A 26,789-nucleotide genomic window follows, 5' to 3' on the forward strand; every position below is an offset into this window, starting at 1 on the left:
CCGGCACACCTCGCGCCGGTCTGCCGTCCAAATACGCTCTTCCGTAGCAGAGTTCACCGCATTGAGCGACAGATATATGCACATCTTGGGGGAACAGCGGAAACGGCGGCACGATGGGTGGCACTCTGGCGCTCAGCGTAGATCCGGGGCGGCTTCGTCCCGGTGGGAAAGGGACGTCGCCATGGCAGATCAGCTGGAAGCATCCGTCACTCTGCCGAGCGATCCGGTATCGGTCGCCGCCGCCCGCCGCTACGTGGCGCAGGTACTGTCCGACTGGGGACTGCGGGAGGACGCCGGCACCGCCGACACCGTCCGGCTGATCGTCTCGGAACTCGCGACCAACTCGGTGCAGCACACCTTCGGCCAGTCACCCACCTTCACCGTCGACGTCCGCCTCGAACGCGACGAGTGGCTGCGCGTCGGAGTGACGGACAGCCACCCGCGCTGGCCCAGGCGGCTCCCCGCCGCGGTCCAGCAGGACAACGGCCGCGGGATGGTCATCATCCGCTGGCTGACGGCGGAGGCGGGCGGCCGGCTCTCGGTCAGCCCCACGGAGGACGGCGGCAAGACCGTGTGGATCACCCTGCCCTGGCCCGCCGACGCCTCCGCGCGGACCCTCAGGGGCTGTTGACCCGGCGCGGGGCGGCCCCGCGCCCGCCGTATACGACTCCTCCCCCCCCGGGACCGGGGCGGAGTCCGAATCGCGTGCCTTCCCGAAACCTGGGTTAACGCGCCGGAAAAATGCGGGCCCTACCGTATGGCCCTCGGTCTTCGGCCAATGATCACCCACGCTCCGGTAAAGCGGCGGTGATCGGGACGGAAAGCCTCGTCCTGTGTGGGGAAAGACGCGCTTGGCAAGCACGGACAAGCGCAGGTCAACAAGGTGTTGACGGCCGGTACGGTCGCCCCGGCGCGATGAAGACATGTCCCGGAAGCTTGGTGATACAGGTGCAATTGACACCGCACGAACAAGAGAGACTCCTGATCCACGTGGCCGCCGACGTGGCCGCGAAGCGCAGGGCGCGCGGAGTGCTCCTCAACCACCCCGAGGCCGTCGCCCTGATCACCTCTCACCTCCTCGAAGGCGCCCGCGACGGGCGGACCGTCGCCGAGCTGATGGCCTCCGGCCGCACCGTGCTCACCCGCGCCGAAGTCATGGAGGGCGTCCCCGAGATGATCCACGACGTCCAGGTCGAGGCGACCTTCCCCGACGGCACCAAGCTCGTCACCGTCCACGACCCGATCGTCTGAGGGGGAGCGGCAGCATGATCCCCGGCGAGATCGTCCACGGGGAGGGTCCGGTGCGCCTCAACCAGGACCGCCCCGTCACCCGCCTCACCGTCCTCAACGGTGCCGACCGGCCCGTCCAGGTCGGCTCCCACTACCACTTCGCCGAGGCCAACCCCGGCCTCGACTTCGACCGGCGGGCCGCGCGCGGCCTGCGCCTGAACATCGCGGCCGGCACCGCCGTCCGCTTCGAGCCGGGCATCCCGGTCGCCGTGGAACTCGTACCGCTCGGCGGACTGCGCACCGTGCCCGGACTGCGCGGCGAGACCGGGGGACCGCTCGATGGCTGAACTCTCCCGCCGGGCCTACACCGACCTCTTCGGGCCCACCGCCGGCGACCGGATCCGGCTCGCCGACACCGCCCTCTTCGTCGAGATCGAGCGGGACCTCAGCGGCGGACCGGGCAACTCCGGCGACGAGGCCGTCTTCGGCGGCGGCAAGGTCATCCGCGAGTCCATGGGCCAGGCCCGCACCACCCGCGCCGAGGGCGCTCCCGACACGGTGATCACCGGTGTGGTGATCCTCGACCACTGGGGCATCGTCAAGGCCGACGTCGGCATCCGCGACGGCCGCATCTGCGGCATCGGCAAGGCCGGAAACCCCGACACCATGGACGGGGTGGACCCCGCACTCGTCATCGGCCCCGAGACCGAGATCATCGCGGGCAACGGGAAGATCGTCACCGCCGGCGCCATCGACGCCCACGTGCACTTCATCTCCCCGACCGTCGTCGACGAGGCCCTCGCCTCCGGCATCACCACCCTCGTCGGCGGCGGCACCGGCCCCGCCGAGGGGTCCAAGGCCACCACCGTCACCCCCGGGCCCTGGCACCTGGCCCGGATGTTCGCGGCGCTGGAGGCCTACCCCGTCAACATCGGCCTCCTCGGCAAGGGCAACACCACGTCCCGCGAGGGCATGCTCTCCCAGCTGCGCGGCGGAGCCCTCGGATTCAAGATCCACGAGGACTGGGGGGCGACCCCCGCCGCCATCGACGCCTGCCTGACCGTCGCCGACGAGACCGGCGCCCAGGTCGCCATCCACACCGACACGCTCAACGAGGCCGGCTTCGTCGCCGACACCCTCAAGGCCATCGCCGGGCGGACCATCCACTCGTACCACACCGAGGGCGCGGGCGGCGGCCACGCACCCGACATCATCACCGTGGTCTCCGAGCCCAACGTCCTGCCCAGCTCCACCAACCCCACCCGGCCGCACACCCTCAACACCGTCGAGGAACACCTCGACATGCTGATGGTCTGCCACCACCTCAACCCGGCCGTCCCCGAGGACCTCGCCTTCGCCGAGTCCCGGATCCGGCCCTCCACCATCGCCGCCGAGGACGTGCTCCACGACCTCGGAGCCATCTCCATCATCTCCTCCGACTCCCAGGCCATGGGCCGGGTCGGCGAGGTCGTGCTGCGCACCTGGCAGACCGCCCACGTGATGAAGGAACGGCGCGGGTTCCTGCCCGGCGACGGCCCCGCCGACAACCACCGCGCCCGCCGCTACGTCGCCAAGTACACGATCAACCCCGCAGTGGCCCAGGGCCTCGCCAGGGAGATCGGCTCCGTCGAGACCGGCAAGCTCGCCGACCTGGTGCTGTGGAACCCCGCCTTCTTCGGGGTCAAGCCCGAACTGGTCGTCAAGGGCGGCCAGATCGCCTACGCGCAGATGGGCGACGCCAACGCCTCCATCCCCACCCCGCAGCCGGTCCTGCCCCGGCCCATGTACGGCGGCATCGGCCGGGCCCCGGCCCTCAACTCGCTCAACTTCACCGCGCAGGCCGCCCTCGACGACGGCCTCCCCGAACGCCTCGGCCTCGGAAAGAGGTTCACGGCCATCGAGAACACCCGCAAGCTGGGCAAGGCGGACATGCGCAACAACGACGCCCGGCCGAGGGTGGAGGTCGACCCCGACACCTTCACCGTCACCATCGACGGCGAAACGGTGGAGCCGGCCCCCGCGGCCGAGCTGCCCATGGCACAGAGATACTTCCTCTTCTGATGGGGCCCAGCCTGCCGAAGGGCCCCCTGCCATGAGCCTCGCCGCGCTGCTCGTGCTCGCGGACGGCCGCTTCCCCGCCGGAGGGCACGCCCACTCCGGCGGGGCGGAGGCCGCCTGCAAGGCCGGCCGCATCCACGACGCCGCCACCCTGGCCCAGTTCTGCCGGGGCCGGCTGCACACCGCCGGGCTCACCGCCGCCGGGCTCGCCGCTGCCGCCGCCCTCGGCCTCGACCCGGCGGAACTCGACGCCGCCGCCGACGCCCGCACCCCCTCGCCCGCGCTGCGCGCCGCCGCACGGCGGCTCGGCCGGCAGCTGCTGCGGGCCGCCCGGGCCGCCTGGCCCGCCGCCGAACTGGACGCCCTGGCCGCCGCCTTCCCGCGCGGGGCCCACCAGCCCGTGGTCCTCGGCCTCACCGCCCGGGCGGCCGGGCTCGGGGCCCTGGACGCCGCGCACGTGGCGGCGTACGAGAGCGTCAGCGGGCCGGCCACGGCCACGGTACGGCTGCTGGGCCTCGACCCCTTCGAGGCGAGCGCCGTACTGGCCCGCCTCGCCCCCGAACTCGACGCCGTCGCCGCCCGCGCGGCCCAGGCCGCCCTGCTCGCCCGTACCGAAGGCGCGGACGCCCTGCCCGCGGCCTCCTCACCGCTGCTGGAGATCGCGGCCGAGGCGCATGCCGACTGGGCGGTACGCCTCTTCGCCTCCTGAGCACCCCGACCGGCTTCCCGAAGGAGACCTGCCGTGCACCTCGACCACGACGTGACCTACCCCCACCGCCACACCCACGGCGCCGCCCCGCTGCGCGCCGACGGCAGCCGCCGCGCCCTGCGCGTGGGCCTCGGCGGCCCCGTCGGCTCCGGCAAGACCGCCACCGTCGCCGCCCTCTGCCGGACCCTGCGCTCCGAACTGTCCATGGCCGTCGTCACCAACGACATCTACACCCGCGAGGACGCCGAGTTCCTGCTGCGCGAAGCCGTCCTGCCCCCCGAGCGGATCAGCGCCGTGGAGACCGGCGCCTGCCCCCACACCGCGATCCGCGACGACATCTCCGCCAATCTGGAGGCCGTCGAGGAACTGGAAGAGGCCTTCCGCACCCATGCCCCCCTCGACCTGATCCTCGTCGAATCCGGCGGGGACAACCTGACCGCCACCTTCTCCCGGGGTCTGGTCGACGCCCAGATCTTCGTCATCGACGTGGCGGGCGGCGACGACATCCCCCGCAAGGGCGGCCCCGGAGTCACCACCTCCGACCTCCTCGTCGTCAACAAGACCGACCTCGCCCCCCACGTGGGCTCCGACCTGGAACGGATGGCCCGCGACGCCGCCGCACAGCGCGGGGACCTGCCCGTCGCCTTCCAGTCCCTGCGCGGCGCCGAGGGCGTGGCCCCGGTGGCCGACTGGGTACGGGAGCGGATCGCCGCCTGGGCCGTACGGTGACCAGCGCGCCCCCCGCCGCCCTCCACCCGGCCTCCCTGCGCGCCACCGCCCGCATCCGCGCCGCCGCCGACGGGCGCGGCGGCACCGCCCTGCCCCTGCTGGCCGGGGAGGGGCCGCTCGCCCTGCGCCGCACCCGGGGCGAGGGAGCCGAGGCGGGGGTGATGCTGGTCGGCGCGATGAGCGCCCCCCTCGGCGGCGACCACCTCACGGTGGAGGCCGAAGCGGGACCCGGCGCCCGTCTGGCCGTGCGCTCGGCGGCGGCCACCCTGGCCCTGCCCGGCCGCGGCGGCGAGCCCGCGCGGTACGACGTACGGCTGACGCTGGCCGCGGGGTCGGCGGTGCGCTGGCTGCCGGAGCCGCTCGTCTCCGTGCGCGGCAGCGACCTGCGCGCCACCACCCGCGCCGAACTGGCCCCCGCCGCCCGCCTCCTGCTGCGCGAGGAACAGGTGCTGGGACGCAGCGGCGAGGCCCCCGGCCTGCTGCGCAGCCGCCTCACGGCCACCCGGGACGGCCGGCCCCTGCTGGACCAGGAGCTGTCCTGCGGCCCCGGCGCACCGGGCGGCTGGGACGGCCCGGCCGGAACGGCGGGGCACCGCGCCCTCGGCCAGCTCCTCGTCGTCGACCCGCGCTTCGAGGCGGACCCGCCGCGCGCCGCCGTACTGGGGGAGTTCGCGGCGGCCACCCCGCTGGCCGGGCCGGCCGTACTCGTGACGGCCCTGGCACCGGACGCGCTGCGGCTGCGCGAACTGCTGGACGGGGCCCAGCGCACGTACGGCTGGTGACCCGGCCGCTGACGGGGGGACAGAACCGGGACAATGGGACACCGCTCAGCGGTACACACCTTTCCGGTTATCGGGTTGGCAAAGAACTCCACCGTGCTCTGTTGCCGGGTACCGGTCAGACGAAAGGATCCCCCTGTCCCAAACCCGCCGCTCCGGGCGGCACATGACCAGGGGGATCAACCACGTGATACGCAATGCGACGCTGGGGAGCGCCGCCACCCTCATCACCGGCGCGCTGGCGGCAGGCCTGCTGCTCGCGCCGCCGGCCTCGGCGGCTCCGGCCGGCCGGGACAACGGCGGCGCCGAGGCGATCGGCGTCCAGATCGCCGCCGCCCGCGCCGCGCGCGCGGGCATCGACTGGAAGGACTGTCCCGCCGACTGGGGCTTCGAGAAGCCGATCCAGTGCGGCTGGGTCAAGGTCCCGCTGGACTACGCCAAGCCCTTCGGCAAGACCATCGAGCTCGCCGTCGACCGCGCCGTCAGCACCGGCACCAAGGAGGAGCGCCAGGGCGCCCTCGTCTACAACCCGGGCGGCCCGGGCGGCTCCGGCATGCGCTTCCCGCGCCGGGTCACCACCAAGAGCCCGCTGTGGGTCAACACCTCCAAGGCGTACGACTTCGTGGGCTTCGACCCCCGCGGCGTCGGCCACTCCGCGCCGATCTCCTGCATCGACCCGCAGGAGTTCGTCAAGGCCCCGAAGGCCGACCCGGTCCCCTCCAGCGAGGCCGACAAGCGCGCCCAGCGCAAGCTCGCCGCCGAGTACGCGGACGGCTGCAAGGAGCGCAGCGGCGAGATGCTGCCGCACATGACCACGCCGAACACCGCGCGCGACCTGGACGTCATCCGGGCCGCCCTCGGCGAGAAGAAGCTGAACTTCCTCGGCGTCTCCTACGGCACCTACCTGGGCGGGGTCTACGCGACCCTCTTCCCGACCCACGTGCGCCGCATGATCCTCGACAGCGTCGTCAACCCGTCGCAGGAGAAGATCTGGTACCAGGCCAACCTGGACCAGGACGTCGCCTTCCAGATGCGCTGGAACGACTGGCAGGACTGGGTCGCCAAGAACGACGCCGTCTTCCACCTCGGCGACAGCCGCGCCAAGGTCGAGGCCAAGTACCAGGAGCTGCGCGCCCAGGCCAAGGCCAACCCGCTCGGCGGGGTCGTCGGCCCGGCCGAGCTGATCGGCTTCTTCCAGGGTGCCCCGTACTACGACTCCTCGTGGGTCCCGGTCGCGCAGGCGTTCAGCGCCTGGGCCGCCGGTGACGAGAAGCCGCTGATCGAGGCCATCGCCCCGGACATGTCCGACACCAAGGGCAACGCCGCCTCCGAGAACGGCAACGCCGTGTACACCGCGGTGGAGTGCGCCGACGCCAAGTGGCCCACCAGCTGGACCAAGTGGGACCGGGACAACACCGAGCTGCACAAGAAGTACCCGTTCCTGACCTGGTCGAACGCGTGGATGAACCTGCCCTGCGCGACCTGGAAGTCCAAGCAGAGCACCCCGATCGAGGTCGGTGCCAAGCGCGGCATCGCGCCGGTCCTGATCGTCCAGTCCGAGCGTGACGCGGCCACCCCCTACGAGGGCGCCGTCGAGCTGCACCGCCGCCTGGCGGGCTCGCGCCTGATCACCGAGCAGAACGCCGGTTCGCACGGCGTCACCAGCCTGCTGAACTCCTGCGTCAACACGCGCGTGGACGGCTACCTGCTCACCGGCAAGGTCGACGCCCAGAACGTCACCTGCGCCCCGCACGCCACCCCGGTGCCCCCGGCCCCGGCCGCGGCGAGGTCCCTCGCGGAGGCCCCGGCCGCCGCGCTCCCGCAGCACGAGGAGCTGCCGGCCGTCCGCTAGGACGCCGGAAGCGGGAGCGGTGACAGCACCCCGGTGACCCGGGCGGGAGAAGGCTCAGCGCGTCAGGCGCCGGGCCTTCTTCCGCTTCTCCTCCTCCTCGGCCTTCACGTCGGCCGCGTACCGGTCGACGTACTCCTGGCCGGAGAGGCCGAGGATCGCGTACATGATCTCGTCCGTGACGGCCCGCAGCACGGCCCGCTCGCCCTCCATGCCCGCGTACCGGGAGAAGTCCAGCGGCTCCCCGAAGCGGATCGTGACCCGGCGGATCTTCGGGAGCTTCTGCCCGGGCGGCTGGATCTCGAAGGTGCCGACCATCGCGCAGGGCACCACCGGCACCCCCGCGCCCAGCGCCATCGCCGCCACCCCGACCTTGCCCTTGTAGAGCCGCCCGTCGTGGGAGCGGGTGCCCTCCGGATAGATGCCGAGCAGCTCGCCCCTGGACAGCACCCCCAGCCCCTCGCGCAGGGCAGCCCGCCCGGCGTCCTTGCCGGAGCGGTCCACCGGGATCTGCCCGGCGCTGCGGAAGAAGGCGGCGGTCAGCCGGCCCTTGAGGCCGGGCCCGGTGAAGTACTCGGCCTTGGCGAGGAAGGTGATCCGGCGCGTGAGGATCGCGGGCATCAGGAAGTGGTCCGAGAAGGACAGGTGGTTGCCCGCGACGATCGCGGGCCCCTCCTCGGGGATGTGCTCCAGCCCCTCGATCCGCGGCCGGAACAGCAGCCGCAGCAGCGGACCGAGCAGTACGTGCTTGAGCAAGTGGTAGAACACCAGGCCGCTCCCGTCGATGCCGCTATGTCACGGTCATCCTACGGAAAGTCAACGCGCGGCCGGGAGGGTCATGCGCTGCGCGAAGCGGCCAGCCCCATGGTCAGCAGCCCCAGCACCACCCAGCCGAACCACAGCCAGCCGTTGCTGCCGAGCGCCACCGAGTACGTGGAGACGGCCACCAGGGCGGCGAAGGTCGTCACCGCCATCGCCTTAACGGATCCGGTCATGCCCCATGGTGGCGCCTGAGGCGGGTCCCGCGCTACTGGCCGCGCTGCTGGAGCGAGGCGAGATACGCGTTGTAGGCGGCCAGCTCCTTGTCGCCGTCCCGGTCGGCGGCCCGGTCCGAGCGCCGCGCGATCCGCTGCTCCGAGTGGTACCACTGGTAGATCAGCGCGATCAGCACCAGCACCGAGGGGATCTCGCTGAACGCCCAGGCGATGCCGCCGCCCCACTGCTGGTCGAGCAGCGGGTCGATGCCCAGGGAGGCCGGCGGGTTCGCGTACGTCTTGATCATCGGCTCGCTCGCCATCATCAGCGCGATGCCGAAGAAGGCGTGGAAGGGCATCCCCGCGAACAGCTCCAGCATGCGCATCACATAGCCGGGGCGGTGCGGGCCGGGGTCCACGCCCATGATCGGCCAGAAGAAGATCAGGCCGACGGCGAGGAAGTGGACCATCATGCCGATGTGGCCGGGCCTGCTCTCCATCAGGAAGTCGAAGAGCGGGGTGAAGTACAGCGCGTAGAGGCTCGCGATGAACATCGGGATCGTGAACGCCGGGTGGGTGACGATCCGCATGTACCGGCTGTGCAGCAGCATCAGGAGCAGCTCGCGCGGGCCCCTGTGGCCGCGCGCCGCGGGCGGCAGCGCCCGCAGGGCCAGCGTCACCGGTGCCCCGAGCAGCAGCAGGATCGGGGTGATCATGCTGATCACCATGTGCTGGACCATGTGCACGCTGAACATGACCATGCCGTAGTCGTTCAGCTTGGTGCACATCACCAGGACCACCGTCAGCACACCGGTGACGAAGGCGATCGTGCGGCCCAGCGGCCAGGAGTCCCCGCGGCCGCGCAGGCGCAGCACGCCCCACCCGTACAGGGCCAGCCCCAGCAGCGAGCCGAACAGGAAGAAGGCGTCGAAGGAGAACTCCAGTCCGCGCCCGAGAGTGAACGGTGGCAGGTCCATGTTCATGTCCATGCCGTGACCGTTGTGATCCATACCTTCACTCCCTTGACTGTGGCGCCCCACCACAGTAATGCCGCCCCCGGACGCCATTGCGTCCGGGGGCGGCATCAGAAGGGGGGAAACCTCACAGAACGGTCTGGGCCTCGTCGTAGCGGGCCGGCGGGACCGTCTTCAGGGTGGAGGTGGCCTCCGCGAGCGGCACCATCACGATGTCCGTGCCGCGCAGGGCCGTGAGCATCCCGAACTCGCCCCGGTGCGCCGCCTCCACCGCGTGCCAGCCGAAGCGGGTGGCCAGCACCCGGTCGTACGCGGTGGGCGTGCCGCCGCGCTGGACATGGCCCAGGATGACCGGCCGGGCCTCCTTGCCCAGGCGCCGCTCCAGCTCGACGGCGAGGATGTTCCCGATGCCCGCGAAGCGCTCGTGGCCGTACTGGTCCTTGCCGCCCGCCTGGTACTCCATCGTGCCGGGACGGGGCTTCGCACCCTCGGCGACCACGACGATCGCGAACCGCTTGCCCGCGGAGAAGCGCTCGCCGACGATCGCCGTCAGCTCCTCGATGTCGAAGGGGCGCTCCGGGACGACGATGGCGTGCGCGCCGGCCGCCATGCCCGAGTGCAGGGCGATCCAGCCGGTGTGCCGGCCCATGACCTCGACGACCATCACGCGCTGGTGCGACTCGGCGGTGGTCTTCAGCCGGTCCAGGGCCTCGGTCGCGACGCCCACGGCCGTGTCGAAGCCGAAGGTCACGTCGGTGGAGGCGATGTCGTTGTCGATGGTCTTCGGCACGCCGACGATCGGCAGACCGCCCTGCGCGAGCAGGTTGGCGGCCTTCAGGGTGCCCTCGCCGCCGATGGGGATGATGGCGTCCAGACCGAGGTCCGCTACGTGTCCGCGGGCCCGCTCCACACCGTCGCGCAGGTGCGCCGGCTGGACCCGGGAGGAACCGAGGATGGTGCCGCCGCGGGCCAGGATGCCGGCGACGGAGTCCAGGTCGAGCTTGCGGTAGTCGCACTCGAGGAGGCCGCGCCAGCCGTCGTGGAAGCCGATGACCTCGTCGCCGTGGTCGACGACGGCGCGGTGCACGACGGAGCGGATGACGGCATTGAGGCCGGGGCAGTCGCCGCCGGAAGTGAGCACACCAATGCGCATGGCAGGAAGAACCTTTGCAACGTGGGCCGACGACCGGACCACGTCGTCCGGTTGGAACTACCCGTCACCCTACAAGCGGATTCCCGGTGGACTGAACCATCCTCCACAGGATGGTCGGAAGAGACAGAAGATCGTACGAACGCACACCGGCCCGGACTCCCGAGGGGGAATCCGGGCCGGTGGCCGGGCGGTGCGGGCGGCAGCCCGACTACGCCGGCTGCGTTGCCGTCGCGATGCGCTCCGCGCGCAGCGCCTCGTACCAGCGGTCGTCTATGGCCGGCAGCGCGTTCACGTCGAGGGCCAGCTTCAGCAGGTGGTCCGCGATGAGCGGGTTGCGGGCCATCACGGGACCGTGCATGTACGTGCCGAAGACGGTGTCGTTGTACGCGCCCTCGGTGCCGTCGCCGGTGCCGTTGCCGCGGCCCATCGTCACCCGGGCGAACGGCCGTGCCGTCGGGCCGAGGTGGGTGACGCCCTGGTGGTTCTCGAAGCCCGTCAGCTGGGGCAGGCCCAGGCGCGGGTCGATGTCGCCGAGGACGTCGCCGACGCACCGCTCGCCCTCACCGCGCACGGTCACCACGTCCAGCAGGCCGAGGCCCTCCTGACGCTGTCCCTGGTCGTTGACGAACTCCTGGCCCAGGATCTGGTACCCGGCGCAGACGGAGAAGACGATCGCCCCGTTCGAGACGGCGCGCTCCAGACCGCCGTCGCGCAGCAGCCGCTCGGCGGCCAGCCGCTGCGGCCGGTCCTCGCCGCCGCCGATCAGGTAGATGTCGCCCGAGGTCGGGATGGGCTGGTCGCTGCGCACGTCCACGCGCTGCACGTCCAGGCCGCGCTGGCGGGCCCGGCGCTCCACGACGAGGGCGTTGCCCTGGTCTCCGTACGTGCTGAGCAGGTCGGGGTAGACCCACACCAGACGCAGGCTGTTGTCGCTCATGCTCTTGTCCTTCGAAGGTCTGGGTACTAGTTGCCGACGCGGCGGCGCACGTCCTGGAAGGCCGTGTAGTTGGCGATCAGCTCGATCTGCCCGGGCGGCGCCAGCTGGACGGCCTCGTCGAGCGTCTCGCAGACCCGGAAGTCCAGGCCCGCGACCTCCAGGCGGACCGCGAGGTCCAGCTTGCGGTCGCCGATGACGAAGATCGGGTGCCCGGCGAGGCGCGGGTAGTCCACGTCCCACAGCCAGGAGGTGTCGGTGCCGTCCGCGCCGCGGGCGTTCACCGAGAGGATCACCGGCGCCGGAGGTCCGTCGATCAGCGAGAACGTCTCGAGCCAGCCCGCCGGGTTCTTCGCGAGCAGCAGCCGCAGCTCACGGCCCATGAAGTTGACCACGTCGTAGCGGCCGGCCACGGCCTGCACCTGGTACATGCGCTCCAGCGCGACCTGCGGCGGCACGCCGAACACGGCGGCCACGGCGGCCGAGGTGGCGGCGTTGGCCTTGTTGGCGCGGCCGGGCAGCTGGAGGTGGATCGGCCAGGCGCTGCCGTGCGGGTCCAGCACGTGGTCGCCGGAGAGCACCCAGCTCGGGGCCGGGCGGCGGAAACCGCATTCGCCGCAGAACCAGTCGTCGCCCGGGCGCTGCATGACGCCACCGCAGGAGGGGCACGACCAGGCGTCGTCCTTCCACTCCTGGCCGGCGGCGACCCACACCACGTTCTGCGAGGAGGAGGCCGACCACACGATCAGCGGGTCGTCGCAGTTCGCGACCACGACCGCCTTGGAGCCCTGGAGCCCCTCGCGCCACTTCTCGGCGAGCATGCGGGTCTCGGCCGCGCGGTCCAGCTGGTCGCGGGAGAGGTTCAGCAGGGCGATCACCTTGGGGGTGACGTCCCGGGCCACCCCGGCCAGGTACTTCTCGTCCACCTCGATGACGCCGTACCTGGCGTCCGAGCCGCCGGCCAGGGCGGAGGTGATGCCGGCCGGCATGTTCGCGCCCAGCGCGTTGGACACGACCGGACCGCTGGCCCGCAGGGCCTCCGCGATCAGGCGGGTCGTGGTGGTCTTGCCGTTCGTCGCGGAGACGAGGACGACGTCGAGATGCTGCGCCAGCGCGCCGAGAAGATCGGGGTCCAGCCTGAGTGCGACCTTGCCTCCGATCACCGATCCGCTTCCGCGTCCCGCGGCCCGCGACACCGCCGCCGCGGCCTTGCCCGCCGTCACGGCCAGCTTGGCCCGCGGCGAAAGCGGCTCCGTGTTGCCTGCCATCGTCCCTTGTCCTCCTAGCGTCGGTCGCCCCAGCCTATCCAGTACCGGCCGTGGCCTTGACCGCGGCGCCCCAGGTCGCCGCGGATCTGCTCATATATTCGCCCGTCGTACCCTTACGGCCATGCGACAGCGTCCCCTCCCCGGTACCACCGGTTCCGTCCGCCCCATGAGCCTGCTGGGTGACCCGGTGCTCCATTCGCCCTGCGCGGAAGTCACCGACTTCGGCCCCCAACTCGGGCGGCTCATCGAGGACATGTTCGCCACGATGTACGCGGCCCAGGGCGTCGGCCTCGCCGCGAACCAGATCGGCACCGGGCAGCGGGTCTTCGTCTACGACTGCCCCGACGACGAGGACGTCCGCCACGTGGGACACGTCGTCAATCCCCGGCTGGTCGAGGCCGACGGGGACGAGTTCCGCGGCCCCGAGGGCTGTCTGTCGCTGCCCGGCCTGGAGGCGGGCACCGTCCGCTTCGACCGGGCGGTCGTCGAGGGGGTCACCTCCGACGGGACCCCGGTGCGGATCGAGGGCACCGGATTCTTCGCCCGCTGCCTCCAGCACGAGTGCGACCACCTCGACGGCACGGTCTACGCGGACCGGGTGACCGGGCTGCGCGCCCGCAGGCTGCGCCGGGCCATCGCCAAGGCCCCGTGGGGCGGTGCCCGGGGGTAGGCCGTCGCGGGCGGGTCAGAAGCCGGGGCCGTCCGCGCGGTTGCCCGCGGTGGCCAGGCGCCCCCAGAGCAGGTCGGTGAGGCCCGCGACCAGAGCGGCCCGGTCGCAGGGCCGTTCGCCCAGCCACCAGTCGCCCGCCGCGTGCATCATGCCGACGATGCCGTGGCCCCAGATCCGGGCGAGCTGCCGGCCGTCGGGGCCGAGGTCCACGCGTTCCCCGACCACCTCCGCCAGCTCCTCGCCGAGCCGGCGCAGCAGCGGGGCGGAGTGCAGGCCGACGTCGAAGCCGCGCTCGTTGCTCTGCGAGTCCTCGGCGGGGTGCATCAGGAACCGGTAGACCTGCGGGCGGGCCTCGATCGCGGCGAGGTAGGTGTCGAGGGTGGCCTCCACCCGACGGCGGCGTTCGGCCGGGGCGTCGAGCGCGGCCCGCAGCGAGTCCAGCAGGGCGTCGGTGTGCCGGACGGCGAGTGCCTGGTAGAGGCCCGCCTTGTCGCCGAAGTGCCGGTAGAGGATGGGCTTGGTGATGCCGGCCTCCGCCGCGATGGCGTTCATGGAGGCCTTCGGACCGTCCCTGAGTACGACGCGGTCCGCCGCCTCGAGCAGCTCGCGCCGACGGCGTTCTCCCGCTCCCGGCTCGCCCGCCTGCTGACTGGTCTCCATGACGTGTTTCTCTCCCCGCCCTTGCGATGTGCCTGACGCCCACGCAACGTAACACCCCGCGTACCCCGGTCACCGAACCGGCCGCGCTTGACAGTGCTTACCGGCCGGTAACAGACTGTGGCCACGACGGGGGTTACCCGCAGTAACGGTAACCCTGTGAGACAGCTGGAGGGGACATGGCGGAGTTCACCATGGAGCTCAACGACGACCAGAAGCAGGTCCGGGACTGGATCCACGGCTTCGCCGCCGATGTGATCAGGCCCGCCGCCGCCGAATGGGACGAGCGGGAAGAGACTCCGTGGCCCGTCATCCAGGAAGCGGCCAAGGTCGGCATCTACTCGCTGGACTTCTACGCCCAGCAGTTCTTCGACCCGACCGGCCTCGGCATCCCCATGGCGATGGAGGAGCTCTTCTGGGGCGACGCGGGCATCGCCCTGTCCATCGTCGGCACCGGCCTCGCGGCCATCGGCGTCGTCGCCAACGGGACCGAGGAGCAGATCGGCACCTGGATCCCGCAGATGTACGGCACCCCGGACGACGTCAAGGTCGCCGCCTTCTGCTCCTCCGAGCCGGACGCCGGGTCCGACGTCGGCGCGATGCGCACCCGGGCCGTCTACGACCGGGCCAAGGACGAGTGGGTCCTCAACGGCACCAAGACCTGGGCCACCAACGGCGGCATCGCCAACGTCCACATCGTCGTCGCCGTCGTCGACCCCGAGCTCGGCACCAAGGGCCACGCCTCCTTCATCGTGCCGCCCGGCACCCCCGGCCTGTCCCAGGGCCAGAAGTTCAAGAAGCACGGCATCCGCGCCTCCCACACGGCCGAGGTGGTCCTGGAAGACGTACGCGTCCCCGGGTCCTGCCTGCTCGGAGGCAAGGACAAGCTGGACGAGCGGCTCGCGCGGGCCCGTGAGCGGGCCGCGGCGGGCGGCGGCGAGCGCGTGAAGAACGCCGCGATGGCCACCTTCGAGGCCTCGCGGCCGGCCGTCGGCGCCATGGCCGTCGGCACCGCCCGCGCGGCGTACGAGGTCGCCCTGGACTACGCGAAGACCCGTACCCAGTTCGGGCGCCCGATCATCGACAACCAGGGGGTGGCCTTCCAGCTGGCGGACATGCGCACCCAGATCGACGCGGCCCGGCTGCTGGTGTGGCGCGCGTCCTGGATGGCCGTCGCGGGCAAGCCCTTCACCTCGGCGGAGGGCTCCATGTCGAAGCTGTACGCGAGCGAGGTGGCGAAGAAGGTCACCGCCCAGGCGGTCCAGATCCTCGGCGGCAACGGCTACACCCGGGAGTACCCCGTGGAGCGGATGCACCGGGACAGCGCGATCTACACGATCTTCGAGGGGACCAGCGAGATCCAGCGCCTGGTGATCGCGCGCACGCTCTCCGGCATGCCGATCCGGTAGCCGCGGTCCTCGCCGCCGCCCCGGGAGCCCGTCTCGCGGGGCGGCGGGCGCGGGTCAGCGCAGCGGGGTCAGGCAGTGCAGGGTCCAGTCGTCGCCGCCGTACTCCGGGGCGGAGAGGAAGTCGCCCGGGGCGCAGGACTCCCCGGTGGTCAGCCGCTTGCTGACGCGGTACTGCGCCTTCGGCGAGCCGCAGCCCGTGACCAGCAGCTCCTGGTCGCTCCAGTCGCCCACGTTGCGCACGCACTGTCCCACCGTCAGGACCGGCGGCTCGTCGTCGCCGGCCGTCAGGCCGGCCAGGACGAGGGCGGGGACGCCGAGGGCCAGGAGCAGCGCCGGTACGAGGAACAGCATCGCGGGCGGGCGCCGCCACAGCGGCCGGCCCGGATCCTGCGGGGGCCGGAACCCGCCAGACGGCACCCCGAGGCGCCGGAAGGCCGCCCGGGGGCCGAGGTTCAGCAGCAGGACGACCGGGGTGACGAACAGCGACAGCGGACCCCACCAGCCCTGCCACAGGGTGTCCGAGGACATCCTGCGGTACGTGGCCGTGCCGCAGTCGCGGCAGAACGGCCCGGGCACGCTCAGGAACCGCATCAGGACCAGCAGGCCCTGATGGCCGCGCACGGTGGCCGGAACCGCGGGCCAGCAGCCGCACACGCGGCAGGTGTACCCGTCGAAGCGCTCCGCCCGCTGCTGCGGCACCGCGGGGGCGTACGGCGGGAGGCGGGGGTCTGCGGCGTCCACCCGCCGGGCGGGGAACTCGTAGGGGCCGCCGGCGCCGTACTGCGGTGGCGGTGTGGCCAAGGGGACCTCCTCGAAGGCTCGGCGATCACCCGGCCGTGAGCCGGGAACGGGCGGTGATCCGGGCCGTGCCGTGATCCGGGCCGGGCGGTGATCACGGCACCATAGCCCGGCCCGTCAGGGGCGCAGGAGGCGGGTCATGGCCCGGCCGAAGAGGTAGTGGCCGGCGCGGGCCACCAGGGGGTCCAGGACGCGGGGGAGGGGGCCCACGCGCAGGTCCTCGCGCCAGTGGACCTCCGTGCCGCCCGCGGGGACCGGGCGCAGCTCGATCTCCGCCCAGCCCGTCACCGTCCGGCCGCGCTTCTCCAGGCGGACCCGCCGAGGGGGCTCCCAGACGACGATCTCCATGGTGTCGTCCACCGTGATCCTTCCCACTCCCGTGCGCGCGGTGAAGCGCGTCCCGGCGTGCGTCGGGGGCTCCGTCTCGACGACCGTCCGGGTCAGCGGCACCTGCGCGCCGTGGCGTTCCCAGTCCGTGAGCCGCCTCCAGGTCTCGTCGGGCGGAAGGGGCGTGCGGCGAATGATCCGGACAACGGGCATGAGCGCATGGTAAGCGGGCATACACACCCTGAACCGGACCTCGGATATGGCTTCCGTCGGGGGGCGGCAATCAGTAATACTCACCGCCACCGTGGATCGCGGATTCGACCGGGTGACCACCGGCCCTCCCGCCCCACACTGCGAGGAGGTGCGCCATGTGCTCCCACCAGCCCCCCTGCCCGCCCGCCGACAGCGCCGACCACGAGGCCGCACGCGTCGTGGCCTCCCACCCCGAGCAGGGCTGGAGCCTGCTCTGCAACGGGGTGGTCGTCTTCGACGACACCGGTGAACTGCTCCCCGAAGGCCGGACGGTGGAACCCCGTCGGCCGGCCCTGGTCTGAGCGAGGAGGCAGCATGCGTCAGCAGCTGATCCGCAAGCCCGTTCCCAAGCCCGCCCCCCGAGACCTGGACCTGCGCACGCCGTCGGGCAGACCCCTCCCGTACTGACGGGAGTCCAGGCATTACGCGGCGCACCGGCTGTCCTTCGCCCGTGAGGCGCGGTCAGCCGGTGGACGCCGCCGCACCGCCCCGGAACGCGGTCTCGTACGCCGCGTCGCCGATCGCCGCCCTGGCCTGCCGCTCGCCCCGGTCCCGCAGGGCCGTCAGCGAGGGCGAGCCCATCTGCGGCCGCCCCACCGTGCGCCACCAGGCGTGTCCGGTGCCGAGCAGCCGCGCGGCCAGTTCCCCGTCGCCCAGGGCCGCCACCGCTGCCGCCAGCAGGTCCAGGCCCAGCGCGATCCCGAAGCGGTCGCCCAGCAGCCGTTTGCCGGACAGCATGGCCCGTACGTGCCGTGCGGCCTCGCCGTGCTGGCCGAGCCCCAGGGCCGCGACGGCCAGGACGTAGTCCGCGTACGCCCGCAGCCAGCGCTCACCCAGCTCCGCGCACGCCTCGCGCAGCCCGTGCGCCTCCTCGGCGGCCTCCTCGAAGCGCCCGAGGTCGCACAGGGCGTACGCCGTGGCCAGCTGGCACAGCAGCCGGCCCGCCCCGTCATCGCGCCCCCCGTGCGCCGCCCGCGCCCGGGGCCCGGCCAGTACGAGCGCCTCCGCCGGGTCTCCCCGCATCAGGACCGACACGGCATGCAGGTGGGCGGCGCGCAGCCGCAGCTCCGGGTCGGTGAGCAGGGCAGCCGCCCGGGTGCACTCGACGCCCATCGCCCGGGCCGCGTCCATGTCGCCCTGGAGCAGGAGCGTCAGCCCGAGCGCCCACTGCGCCTGGACCCGGGCGGCCCCCGGCCGCGGGGCCGCGAGCAGGGCCCGCTCCAGGAAGGCCCGGCCCTCGTGGACGTGCCCGCACGAGAACCAGAAGAACCACAGGGCCCCGGCCATCTCCAGGGCCGCCGCGGGATCGGTGCCGAGCAGGTGCTCCAGGGCGGTGCGCAGCTGCGGGTGCTCGGCGGTCATCCTGCGGTACCAGTCCAGCTGGCCCGGCCCCAGCCAGCCGTGGTCGCCGGCGGCGCAGAGCGCGGCGTACCAGTGGGCGTGCCGGTCCGCGACGGTGCGCACCTCGCCCAGTTCCGTGAGCCAGTCGTGGCCGAACTCCCGGATCGTGTCGAGCATCCGGTAGCGGGCCCCGGCTCCGCGCTCGTGGGAGCGCCGTACGACGGACTTCGCGACCAGACCCTCCAGCACCCGTTCCACCCGGGCGGCCGGCAGCGGCCCGCCGGCGCACACCGCCCGGGCGGCGGCGACGTCGAACTCCCCGCTGAACACCGACAGCCGCGCCCACAGCAGCCGTTCCACCGGCTCGCACAGCTCGTGGCTCCAGCCGATCGTGGTCCGCATGGTCTGGTGCCGGGGCGGGAGCGCGGCGCGAGTGCCGGAGAGCACCTCCAGGCGCGCGCCGAGGCGCTGGGCCATCTCGTCCAGGCTCCACATCCGCATCCGTGCGCCGGCCAGCTCCAGGGCGAGCGGGATGCCGTCCAGCCGGCGGCACACCTCGGCGGCGGTGCGGCACCGGTCGGGGTCGGCGAAGTCGGCGGAGGTCCGCGGGCTCGCGGCGAGCGCGCGGGCGCGGAAGAGGGCCAGCGCCTCGCTGTCGGGGCCCTCGCAGGGGAGCGGGCGGACTTCGAGCACCGTCTCGCCGGGGGAGTCGAGCCGTTCCCGGGAGGTGGTCAGGACCGTCAGGCCGGGTGCCGACTGGAGCAGTTCGCCCGTGAGGTGGCGGACTTCGGCGACCAGGTGCTCGCAGGTGTCGAGGACGAGGAGGAGGGCCTTGTCGGCCATCCACGCGCACAGTTCCTCGTCGAGGGGGCGCACGGAGTGGCCGGCGGGTCCGATGGCGTGCGCGACGGTCGTGGTGAGGAGCGCGGGGTCGCGCAGGGCCGAGAGGTCCACCCACCAGATCCCGTCGGGCCAGAGGGAGCCCGGCCACGGTCCGCCGGACCGGGCGGTGCGGCTGCGGCGGGTGGCGGCGCGCAGGGCGAGCCGGGATTTGCCGACGCCGCCCACTCCGGTCAGGGTGACCAGTCTTCTTCCGCGCAACAGGGTGTCGAGACGGTCGAGTTCCTCCTCGCGGCCGATGAAGCCGGCGGTTTCCGGAGGAAGGTTCCCCGGCAGGTCGGGCAGGTCGGCCGGCTTGGCGCCGCTGCCTGGCGCAGGTTCTCCGCACGCGGAGTCTGCCTGATTGTGGTTGACCGAGTACTCACCGAACACGGATGTATTGTGCGCGATCTTCTTTCGCGGGACCTGCCGTTCGCTTCGGTTCCCGTCCAGGGGCGGACGGTCCGGGGTCAGCCGGGCAGCAGGATCCGCCGTTCCTCCGAGAAGGCGCCCCAGTTGCCGTCGGGCAGCCGGGCGCGCAGTTTCAGGGTCCAGGCCGTCCCCGCCGGTTCGGCCGTGGTGAGCCGGTAGGAGGCCCGGCCGCGCGGTAGGGCCCCGGCGCCGAACTGGATGACGGTGACGGGCAGGTCGTTGACGTAGAGCTGGTACTCGCTCGTCGCGCGGCCGGTGTCCGGGGCGGTCCAGGTCAGTTCCACCGCGCCGGGCGAGGCGGTGGCGGTGAACGAGCCGGGCGCGGTGTGCGGGGCCCGGCCGGGGTCGGCGGGGGTGGTGACCGCCACCGGCGGGCCGTCCGGTGAGGAGTTGTCGGAGCCGTCGCGGGCGCGGACGGTGAACACGTAGGCGGTGCCGGGCTGGAGCCCGGTGACGGTGGTGGCCCGGTCCGTGCCGGGGGCGGTGTGGACGCGGACCCCGGCCTGGTAGACGTCGTACGCGGTCACGCCCGTGTCGTCGGCGGCCGCGTCCCAGCTCAGCCGGACCGCGTGCGGCCCCTCGGCGCGCCCCTCGGCGGCGGCCGGTGCCGTGGGGGCCAGGCGGTCCTCGGCCCGGGCGTCCGGGGTGGTGACCTCTGCCGGGGCGCTGAGCGGCGAGCGGTTCCCGGCGGCGTCCTCGGCGCGGACGGAGAAGGTGTAGGCCGTCCGCGGGGCGAGGCCGGTGATGTCCGTCATGGTCTTGTCGGCGGGCAGTTCCCGCACCAGCCGGCCGCCCTGGAACACCTGGTAGCCGCTGACCCCGTCGGCGGTGTCCGGAGCCCGCCACATCACGTGGACCGAGGTGGCGCTGCCCGCCTGCGCGGTGAGACCGGCGGGAGCGTGCGGGGGCCGGGTGTCGCCGCCCGCGCCGCACGCGGTCAGGGCGGCGGCGAGGCACAGGGCGAGCACCGCCGGTGCGCGGCGCGGGGAAGTGGTGCCTCGCAACGGGCTGCCCTCCTCTTTGGTCTAGACATATATGGCACGGGGAGACCGGACCCACAAGACCCCTGGTCCCGCCGCCACCCGGGGGGTCGCCGGTCTGGGTGGATTCGTCTTCGTCTGATCTCGTCTGGCAATATTGCGATCCGTTTGCAATAACAGATGATTTTGAACAGGGATGTGCACGACATGACGGCCCGGACAGCACGGGGAGCGGGCGGCGCGATGCTCGCCACCGCACTCATCACGGGCCTGGCGGCCTGCTCGAACCCCTCGGCGACCGCATCGCCGGCGGACTCCGCGGTGGTCGGCATCGCGACCGAGCCCGAGAGCCTCAGCCCGCTGCTCGGCTACGGCAAGGACGGCAACTCCAAGATCTTCGACGGTCTGCTCACCCACGACGCGGACATGAAGCTCAAGCCCGCGCTGGCCGAGGCCCTGCCGGAGGTCTCCGCGGACGGCCGCACGTACACGTACAAGCTGCGCCGGGGCGTGAAGTTCAGCGACGGAGCGCCCTTCTCCGCCAAGGACGTGGAGTTCACCTACCGGACCATCCTCGACCCGAGGACCAACAACCCCTCCAGGACCGAGCTGGACGCCATCGAGAGCGTCACCGCCCAGGGTCCCGACCGGGTCGTCTTCACCCTCAAGTACCCCTACGCCCCGTTCGCCGAGCGGACCGTACTGCCCATCGCCCCCGAGCACATCGCGGGCCGGCAGGACGTCAACAGCGGAGAGTTCGCCACCAAGCCCGTCGGCACCGGCCCGTACCTGCTGACCGGCTGGTCCAAGGGCGAGAAGCTCAGCTTCAAGGCCAACCCCGGCTACTGGGGCGGCGAGCCCGCCGTGAAGAAGTTCACCATGGCCGTCGTCAAGGACGACGACGTCCGCGCCACCCGGCTGCGCGCCGGGGAGCTCGACGCGGCCGTCCTGCCCCCGAACCTCGCCCGCGGATTCGCGAAGGACAAGGCGCGCAGGACCTTCGCCGCCAAGACCTTCGACTACCGCAACGTGACCCTGCCGACCCACCACCCCGTCACCGGGGACGTGGCGGTCCGCCGCGCGCTCGACATCGCCGTGGACCGCCAGGCCATGGTCGACAAGCTCCTGGAGGACGCGGGCAAGGCCGCCTACGGCCCCGTCCCGACCGACAGCCGCTGGTTCACCGCGGGCACCGAGCGCCCGTACGACCTCGAACGGGCCAAGCAGATCCTCGACGAAGCCGGGTGGAAGGCCGGCGGGGACGGCATCCGCGTCAAGGACGGGGTCCGCGCCTCCTTCCCCCTCTGGTACACCTCCGGCGACAAGATCCGACAGGACCACGCGCTGGCCTTCGCCTCCGACGCGAAGAAGGCCGGCATCGAGGTCAGGACCGAGGCCGGGACCTGGGAGGTCATCGAACCCCGGATGAAGACCGACGCCGTGCTCGCCGGCGGCGGTTCCCCCGCCGACCCCGACTTCGACCAGTACCAGCTGCTGACCTCCTCCCTCGCGGGCGACGGCTTCAACAACATGGCCCAGTACGCCAACCCCGCCGTCGACCGGGCGGTCGCCGACGGCCGCACCAGCGGCGACCCGGCCGCCCGCAAGGCCGCGTACGACACCGTGCAGCGCGAACTCGTCCAGAACCCGGGCTACGTCTTCCTCACCCACATCGACCACCTCTACGTGGTGAACGACAAGTGGGACGGCCCCTCCACCCAGGTGGAACCGCACGACCACGGCCTCGGCACCGGCCCCTGGTGGAACATCGAGAGCTGGAAGCCGAAGCAGAAGTGACGTCCCGCCGTCCGGGCCCGCCCTGGGGACCGATCGCGCGCATGGCGGGACGGCGGACCCTCTCCGCCGCCCCCGTCCTGCTCGTCGTCACCTTCGGGGTCTTCGCCGTCGCCGCGCTGTCCCCCTTCGACCCCGTCAAGGCGTACGCCGGCACCGCCGGGCTCACCGCCTCCCAGGCCGAACTCGACCAGCTGCGCGCCAACCTCGGCGTGGACCGGCCCTTCCCCGCCCGGTGGTGGGACTGGCTCACCTCCGCGCTCACCGGCGACCTCGGCGACTCCGCCGTGCTGCGCCAGCCCGTCGCCGACGTCATCGCCGGACGCGTCGGCTGGTCCGCGCTGCTCGCCGGCTGCGCCTTCGCCGTCGCCGTGCTGCTGGGCACGGTGCTCGGAGTGCTCGCCGCCCGCCGCCCGGGCGGGGCACTGGACCGGACCGCGACCGGCCTCGCCTACACCCTGGAGGCGGCCCCCGCCTTCTGGCTCGGGCTGCTCGCCGTCTGGTTCTTCTCGGTACGGCTGGGCGTACTGCCCTCCGGCGGCCTCACCGACGCCGCCGACGACACCGTCACCCTCGGCGCGGTCGCCTCCCACCTGATCCTGCCCGCACTGGTCCTCGGCATCTCGCAACTGCCCTGGTTCTTCCTCTACGCCCGCCAAGGAGTGGCCGACGCCCTCGGCGAGGACCCCGTACGCGGTGCCCGCGCGCGGGGCCTGTCCGAGCGGCGGGTCCTGCTCGGGCACGGGCTGCGCTCCGGGATGCTCCCGATGCTCACCCTCATCGGCTCCCGGGTACCCGAGCTGATCACCGGCGCCCTGCTGGTCGAAACCGTCTTCAGCTGGCCCGGCGTCGCCGCCGCCACCGTCACCGCCGCCACCTCGGTGGACTTCCCGCTGCTGGCCGCGCTGACCGTACTGGCCACCGCCGCCGTGCTGGCCGGCAACCTGCTCTCCGACCTGCTGTACGGGCTGGCCGACCCGAGGGTGGGCTTCGATGGCTGACACCGCGGCCGGCACCGCCTGGCGCCGCCACGGCCGGGACCGGCGCTCCACCCGCGCCCTGCGCGTGCGCGCCTCGGCCGCCGTCACCGCCCTCCTCACCCTCGCCGTCCTGCTGGTGCCCCCGCTCGTCCAGCTGGACCAGCAGGCCGTCGACCTCTCCGCGAAGCTGCTGCCACCCGCCTGGGACCACCCCTTCGGCACCGACGACGTGGGCCGCGACCTCCTGCTGCGCTGCGTCTACGGGCTCCGCGTCTCGCTGCTCGTCGGCGTGGTCGCGGCGCTCGCCGCCACCGTGCTCGGCACCGCCGTGGGCGCGGCCGCCGGAGCGCTCGGCGGCCGGACCGACCGGCTCGTGATGCGGGCCGTCGACACCCTGTCCGCCATCCCGCACCTGCTGCTCGGGATCTTCGTCGTGGCCCTGTTCCGCCCCGGCGTCTGGCCCGTGGTGGTCTCGGTGGCGCTGACCCACTGGCTGTCCACCGCCCGCATCGTGCGCGCCGAGGTGCTGTCGTTGCGCGGCCGGCCGTACGTGGACGCGGCCGTCTCCGGCGGCGCCTCCCGCCGGCGGGTCCTCGTCCGGCACCTGCTGCCCGGGGTGCTGCCGCAGGCCGGGCTGGCGGCGGTGCTGATGATCCCGCACGCCATGTGGCACGAGTCCGCCCTGTCCTTCCTCGGCCTGGGCCTGCCCGCGCACCAGGCCAGCCTCGGCACCCTCGTCCAGGCCGGCCGCGGCTCGCTGCTCGCCGGGGACTGGTGGCCCACCCTCTTCCCCGGCCTGCTCCTGATCGCCCCCACGCTGGCCATCGCCGGCCTCGCCGGTGCCTGGCGCGAGCGCCTCAACCCCCGCCGCCGCTCGGAGCTGACCCTGTGAGCCCGCACCCTTCCGCCGCCCCGCCCGCCGGGGAGGTCCTGCGCGTCGAGGGGCTGTCCGTCCGCTTCCGGATGCGCGGCGGACGGTACGTCGAGGCCGTCTCCGACGCCGCGTTCCGCCTCGGGCCCGGCGAGTGCCTCACCCTCGTCGGCGAGAGCGGCTGCGGCAAATCCGTCCTCGCCTCCGCCCTGCTCGGCCTGCTCCCCGCCAACGCCGAGACCGCCGGCTCCGCCCGCCTCGCCGACGGCCTCGACCTGCTCGCCGCCGACGAACGGACCCTGGCCCGCACGGTACGCGGACGCCGCGTCGGCCTGGTCCCGCAGAGCCCCGCCGCGCACCTCACCCCCGTCCGCACCATCCGCTCCCATCTGGAGGAGACCGTCCGCGAGCTCACCGGCACCGGTGACCCGCGCGCGGCCGCCGAAGCCGCGGCCGCACGGGCCGCCTTCCCCGTGAGCCACCTCGACCACTACCCCCACCAGCTCTCCGGTGGCCTCGCCCAGCGCGCCGCCACCGCCCTCGCCCTCATCGGGGACGCACCCCTGCTCCTCGCCGACGAGCCCACCACCGGCCTCGACCGGGAGCTCGTGGACCGCACCGCCGACGAGCTGCGCGCCCACACCCGGGACGCCGGCCGCGCCCTGCTGATGATCACCCACGACCTGGCGGCGGCCCGCCGCATCGCCGACACCGTCGCCGTCATGTACGCGGGCCGGATCGTGGAACTCGCCCCCGCCGAAGCCTTCTTCGGCCGGCCGGGTCCCCGCCACCCCTACGCCCGCGGCCTGCTCGACGCCCTGCCCGAGCGCGCTTTCACCCCCATCCCCGGCGCCCCGCCCGAGCTGGGTGACCTGCCGCCCGGCTGCGCCTTCGCCGCCCGCTGCGCCCTGGCCGACAGCACTTGCCGGTCCGGGCGGCCCCCGCTGACCGAAGGGGTGGCCTGCCACCATGCTTGAGCTCAAGGGCATCACCGCCGGTTACGACCGCCGCGGCCCGGTCGTGCGGGACGCGCACCTCGCGATCCGCCCCGGCGAGGCCGTCGGTCTGCTCGGCCCCAGCGGCTGCGGCAAGTCCACCCTGGCCCGGGTCGCCGCCCTGCTGCACCGGCCCGACCGGGGGACGGTGGCCCTCGACGGCCGCGCGGTGACGGGCTTCAGGCACCGGGCCCCGCGCTCCCTGCGCATCGAAGTCGGCGTGGTCTTCCAGCAGCCCCGTCTCTCCGCGGACCCCCGCCTCAGGCTGTACGACCTCGTCGCGGAACCGCTCCGGGCCACGGGCCGGCGTAACGAAGCGGAATCCGCCGTGGGGGAGCTCGCCGACCTGGTCGGCCTCGGCGCCGACCTCCTCGCCCGGCGCCCCCACGAAGTCAGCGACGGCCAGCTGCAGCGCGCCTGCGTGGCCCGGGCCCTGGTCCTGCGGCCCCGCTGGCTGGTCTGCGACGAGATGACGGCGATGCTCGACGCCTCCACCACGGCGGCCCTGGTCGGGGTGGTCGAGGCGTACCGGCACCGGACCGGAGCCGGCCTGCTGGCCGTCGGACACGATCCGGTGCTGCTCGGCCGCTGGTGCGACCGCACCGCGAACTGGAGTGACATCACCGGCGGTTGACGGCCATCGGCGGGACCGCCCCCCGCCGCCCGGGCCGACGAGCTCCCCAAGACCCCCGGCCACCGCCTGGTCGGGCAGTACGAAGGCGCCCCGACGGCACCGCGTACGTCGGCGTGTTCAATGGCATCGTCGCGGTCCGCGACGGCGGCTGACCCCCGAGCGGACCGCGGCGCGGTCCGCTACACGGCGGTCTCCAGCTGCCGTTCCGCCGGGCGGTCCCGTTCCTGCGCGGAGGGCGGCACGGGCTTGGCCAGTTCGAGGCTCGCCTCCAGGTCGTCCAGTGCGAGGCGGGCGGCGGCGATCCGGTCCCGGACCTCCTCGGCCGGGTCCATGGCGTTCGCCGCGCGCTCCCGGGCCCGCGCGTCGGCCTCCTCCATCTCCCGGGCCTCGTCCAGCGAATTGAGCACGACCCCGATCAGGACGTTGACCAGGACGAAGGAGGCGAGGAGCGCGTACGAGGCGTAGTAGAGGATGCTGAACCGGGAGATCTCCAGCCCGGCCCGGACCGCGTCCGTCAGCCCGTCCAGGGTGGTCAGCAGGAACAGGGTGAGCGCGGCCCGCCCGATCGAGCCGTAGTGCTGCGGGTCGGAGGAGGCGAAGCAGACCCAGCCGACCATGGCGTACACGTACACCACGAGCGCGCCGATGAACAGGAAGCTGGCCGTGCCCGGCAGGCTGCGCCCGACCGCGAGCAGCAGGATCCGCAGGTGGGGCAGGAAGCGGGCGGTGCGCAGCACGCGGGCGAGGCGCAGCAGCCGCAGCACGGTGGTGTTGTCGCGCAGGAACGGCAGGAAGGCGGAGGTCAGGATCAGCAGGTCGAAGAGGTTCCAGGGGTCACGGAAGAATGCTTTCGGCCGGTCGGCGTGGGCGCCCGCCCGCAGCAGCATCTCCAGCGTGAAGAGGGTGAGGCAGGACTCCTCCGCGATCTGGAGCACGTGACGGTTCGCGGCGGCCAGCCCGCTGTACGTCTCCACGCCCATCAGCGCCGCGTTGAGCATGATCACGGCGAAGACGCCCATCCCGAACCACGGCGCCTCGGTGATGCCGCGGCAGCGGGCGGCCAGTCTCCTTCGGCCGAAACCGGCCGGCCTGGGGTCCGTCATCTCGCTCCTC

General features: G+C 73.1%; 28 protein-coding genes. 16 read left to right on the forward strand and 12 right to left on the reverse strand.

Annotated features, from left to right (window positions below; genetic code table 11):
- Positions 1 to 181: 181 nt before the first annotated feature.
- The 8 genes from ACZ51S_RS01065 (at position 182) to ACZ51S_RS01100 (ending at position 7,357) form a co-directional block, all read left to right on the forward strand.
- Complete coding sequence (locus ACZ51S_RS01065; protein ID WP_468479340.1) at positions 182 to 631, forward strand: ATP-binding protein; 450 nt, start codon at positions 182 to 184, stop codon at positions 629 to 631.
- A gap of 317 nt (positions 632 to 948) precedes the next feature.
- Positions 949 to 1,251, forward strand: coding sequence for an urease subunit gamma (locus ACZ51S_RS01070; RefSeq protein WP_468479339.1), 303 nt, complete (start codon positions 949 to 951; stop codon positions 1,249 to 1,251).
- Positions 1,252 to 1,265: 14 nt separating this feature from the next.
- Positions 1,266 to 1,577, forward strand: a complete 312-nt coding sequence (locus ACZ51S_RS01075; protein WP_468479338.1) for an urease subunit beta — start codon at positions 1,266 to 1,268, stop codon at positions 1,575 to 1,577.
- Positions 1,570 to 3,291 (forward strand): urease subunit alpha, encoded by a 1,722-nt coding sequence (locus tag ACZ51S_RS01080; protein ID WP_468801696.1) that lies wholly within the window; start codon positions 1,570 to 1,572, stop codon positions 3,289 to 3,291. The genes ACZ51S_RS01075 and ACZ51S_RS01080 overlap by 8 nt, the downstream gene beginning before the upstream one ends.
- 31 nt (positions 3,292 to 3,322) lie before the next feature.
- Entirely contained in the window at positions 3,323 to 3,997 is a 675-nt protein-coding gene (locus ACZ51S_RS01085; protein WP_468801697.1) for an urease accessory protein UreF, read from the forward strand.
- A gap of 33 nt (positions 3,998 to 4,030) precedes the next feature.
- Entirely contained in the window at positions 4,031 to 4,726 is a 696-nt protein-coding gene (gene ureG / locus ACZ51S_RS01090; RefSeq protein WP_388937113.1) for an urease accessory protein UreG, read from the forward strand.
- Positions 4,723 to 5,508: an urease accessory protein UreD gene (locus ACZ51S_RS01095; protein ID WP_468479335.1), complete on the forward strand. Its 786-nt coding sequence runs from the start codon at positions 4,723 to 4,725 to the stop codon at positions 5,506 to 5,508. Before ureG ends, ACZ51S_RS01095 begins: the two co-directional genes overlap by 4 nt.
- Before the next feature lie 184 nt (positions 5,509 to 5,692).
- Positions 5,693 to 7,357: an alpha/beta hydrolase gene (locus ACZ51S_RS01100; protein ID WP_468479334.1), complete on the forward strand. Its 1,665-nt coding sequence runs from the start codon at positions 5,693 to 5,695 to the stop codon at positions 7,355 to 7,357.
- Between the two features lie 54 nt (positions 7,358 to 7,411).
- Here the strand turns inward: ACZ51S_RS01100 and ACZ51S_RS01105 are convergent, their stop codons facing one another.
- The 6 genes from ACZ51S_RS01105 to ACZ51S_RS01130 all read right to left on the reverse strand — a co-directional run bounded on the left by ACZ51S_RS01105 (position 7,412) and on the right by ACZ51S_RS01130 (position 12,657).
- Complete coding sequence (locus ACZ51S_RS01105) at positions 7,412 to 8,122, reverse strand: lysophospholipid acyltransferase family protein (RefSeq protein WP_388937105.1); 711 nt, start codon at positions 8,120 to 8,122, stop codon at positions 7,412 to 7,414.
- Between the two features lie 68 nt (positions 8,123 to 8,190).
- Positions 8,191 to 8,349, reverse strand: a complete 159-nt coding sequence (locus tag ACZ51S_RS01110) for a hypothetical protein (RefSeq protein ID WP_185911042.1) — start codon at positions 8,347 to 8,349, stop codon at positions 8,191 to 8,193.
- 32 nt (positions 8,350 to 8,381) lie between these two features.
- Positions 8,382 to 9,338: a cytochrome c oxidase assembly protein gene (locus tag ACZ51S_RS01115; RefSeq protein WP_468479333.1), complete on the reverse strand. Its 957-nt coding sequence runs from the start codon at positions 9,336 to 9,338 to the stop codon at positions 8,382 to 8,384.
- A gap of 91 nt (positions 9,339 to 9,429) precedes the next feature.
- Positions 9,430 to 10,455, reverse strand: a complete 1,026-nt coding sequence (locus ACZ51S_RS01120; protein WP_467893690.1) for a 6-phosphofructokinase — start codon at positions 10,453 to 10,455, stop codon at positions 9,430 to 9,432.
- Between the two features lie 208 nt (positions 10,456 to 10,663).
- Entirely contained in the window at positions 10,664 to 11,392 is a 729-nt protein-coding gene (locus tag ACZ51S_RS01125; RefSeq protein ID WP_388937096.1) for a type 1 glutamine amidotransferase, read from the reverse strand.
- 26 nt (positions 11,393 to 11,418) lie between these two features.
- Complete coding sequence (locus tag ACZ51S_RS01130; protein ID WP_468479332.1) at positions 11,419 to 12,657, reverse strand: MurT ligase domain-containing protein; 1,239 nt, start codon at positions 12,655 to 12,657, stop codon at positions 11,419 to 11,421.
- A gap of 121 nt (positions 12,658 to 12,778) precedes the next feature.
- Here ACZ51S_RS01130 and def point away from each other — a divergent pair, with 121 nt between their 5' ends.
- Positions 12,779 to 13,327: a peptide deformylase gene (gene def, locus ACZ51S_RS01135; RefSeq protein ID WP_388937090.1), complete on the forward strand. Its 549-nt coding sequence runs from the start codon at positions 12,779 to 12,781 to the stop codon at positions 13,325 to 13,327.
- A 15-nt stretch (positions 13,328 to 13,342) separates the two neighbouring features.
- On the opposite strand, the gene ACZ51S_RS01140 is transcribed toward def, so the two are convergent.
- Entirely contained in the window at positions 13,343 to 13,987 is a 645-nt protein-coding gene (locus tag ACZ51S_RS01140) for a TetR/AcrR family transcriptional regulator (protein WP_388937087.1), read from the reverse strand.
- A gap of 176 nt (positions 13,988 to 14,163) precedes the next feature.
- Here ACZ51S_RS01140 and ACZ51S_RS01145 point away from each other — a divergent pair, with 176 nt between their 5' ends.
- Positions 14,164 to 15,393 (forward strand): acyl-CoA dehydrogenase family protein, encoded by a 1,230-nt coding sequence (locus tag ACZ51S_RS01145; RefSeq protein ID WP_467893701.1) that lies wholly within the window; start codon positions 14,164 to 14,166, stop codon positions 15,391 to 15,393.
- A gap of 54 nt (positions 15,394 to 15,447) precedes the next feature.
- Here the strand turns inward: ACZ51S_RS01145 and ACZ51S_RS01150 are convergent, their stop codons facing one another.
- Together ACZ51S_RS01150 and ACZ51S_RS01155 are read right to left on the reverse strand one after the other, a co-directional pair.
- Positions 15,448 to 16,194 carry an LppU/SCO3897 family protein gene (locus ACZ51S_RS01150; protein WP_468959189.1) on the reverse strand — a complete coding sequence of 249 codons (747 nt, stop codon included), beginning with the start codon at positions 16,192 to 16,194 and terminating at the stop codon, positions 15,448 to 15,450.
- A 114-nt stretch (positions 16,195 to 16,308) separates the two neighbouring features.
- Positions 16,309 to 16,731, reverse strand: coding sequence for an SRPBCC family protein (locus ACZ51S_RS01155; RefSeq protein WP_468959192.1), 423 nt, complete (start codon positions 16,729 to 16,731; stop codon positions 16,309 to 16,311).
- A 155-nt stretch (positions 16,732 to 16,886) separates the two neighbouring features.
- On the opposite strand from ACZ51S_RS01155, the gene ACZ51S_RS01160 reads away from it, so the two are divergent.
- Positions 16,887 to 17,072: a DUF5999 family protein gene (locus ACZ51S_RS01160; RefSeq protein WP_100661028.1), complete on the forward strand. Its 186-nt coding sequence runs from the start codon at positions 16,887 to 16,889 to the stop codon at positions 17,070 to 17,072.
- Positions 17,073 to 17,232: 160 nt separating this feature from the next.
- Here ACZ51S_RS01160 and ACZ51S_RS01165 read toward each other — a convergent pair whose 3' ends face one another.
- Together ACZ51S_RS01165 and ACZ51S_RS01170 are read right to left on the reverse strand one after the other, a co-directional pair.
- Entirely contained in the window at positions 17,233 to 19,383 is a 2,151-nt protein-coding gene (locus ACZ51S_RS01165; protein WP_468479329.1) for an ATP-binding protein, read from the reverse strand.
- Positions 19,384 to 19,460: 77 nt separating this feature from the next.
- Positions 19,461 to 20,426 carry a fibronectin type III domain-containing protein gene (locus tag ACZ51S_RS01170; protein ID WP_468959195.1) on the reverse strand — a complete coding sequence of 322 codons (966 nt, stop codon included), beginning with the start codon at positions 20,424 to 20,426 and terminating at the stop codon, positions 19,461 to 19,463.
- 183 nt (positions 20,427 to 20,609) lie between these two features.
- On the opposite strand from ACZ51S_RS01170, the gene ACZ51S_RS01175 reads away from it, so the two are divergent.
- From ACZ51S_RS01175 to ACZ51S_RS01195, 5 genes are all read left to right on the forward strand, one after another.
- Positions 20,610 to 22,199, forward strand: coding sequence for an ABC transporter substrate-binding protein (locus ACZ51S_RS01175; protein WP_388937067.1), 1,590 nt, complete (start codon positions 20,610 to 20,612; stop codon positions 22,197 to 22,199).
- Between the two features lie 41 nt (positions 22,200 to 22,240).
- Complete coding sequence (locus ACZ51S_RS01180) at positions 22,241 to 23,197, forward strand: ABC transporter permease (RefSeq protein WP_468959198.1); 957 nt, start codon at positions 22,241 to 22,243, stop codon at positions 23,195 to 23,197.
- Complete coding sequence (locus ACZ51S_RS01185) at positions 23,190 to 24,068, forward strand: ABC transporter permease (RefSeq protein WP_388937061.1); 879 nt, start codon at positions 23,190 to 23,192, stop codon at positions 24,066 to 24,068. The genes ACZ51S_RS01180 and ACZ51S_RS01185 overlap by 8 nt, the downstream gene beginning before the upstream one ends.
- A 71-nt stretch (positions 24,069 to 24,139) precedes the next feature.
- Entirely contained in the window at positions 24,140 to 25,024 is an 885-nt protein-coding gene (locus tag ACZ51S_RS01190) for an ABC transporter ATP-binding protein (protein ID WP_468479351.1), read from the forward strand.
- Positions 25,017 to 25,676, forward strand: a complete 660-nt coding sequence (locus tag ACZ51S_RS01195) for an ABC transporter ATP-binding protein (RefSeq protein WP_468959201.1) — start codon at positions 25,017 to 25,019, stop codon at positions 25,674 to 25,676. Before ACZ51S_RS01190 ends, ACZ51S_RS01195 begins: the two co-directional genes overlap by 8 nt.
- Positions 25,677 to 25,855: 179 nt before the next feature.
- On the opposite strand, the gene ACZ51S_RS01200 is transcribed toward ACZ51S_RS01195, so the two are convergent.
- The gene (locus ACZ51S_RS01200; RefSeq protein ID WP_468801705.1) at positions 25,856 to 26,779 is read right to left on the reverse strand and encodes an ion transporter; all 924 of its coding nucleotides are present in this window, start codon (positions 26,777 to 26,779) and stop codon (positions 25,856 to 25,858) included.
- Positions 26,780 to 26,789: the final 10 nt, after the last annotated feature.

It is taken from the genome of Streptomyces sp. NPDC034043 (assembly GCF_055575675.1).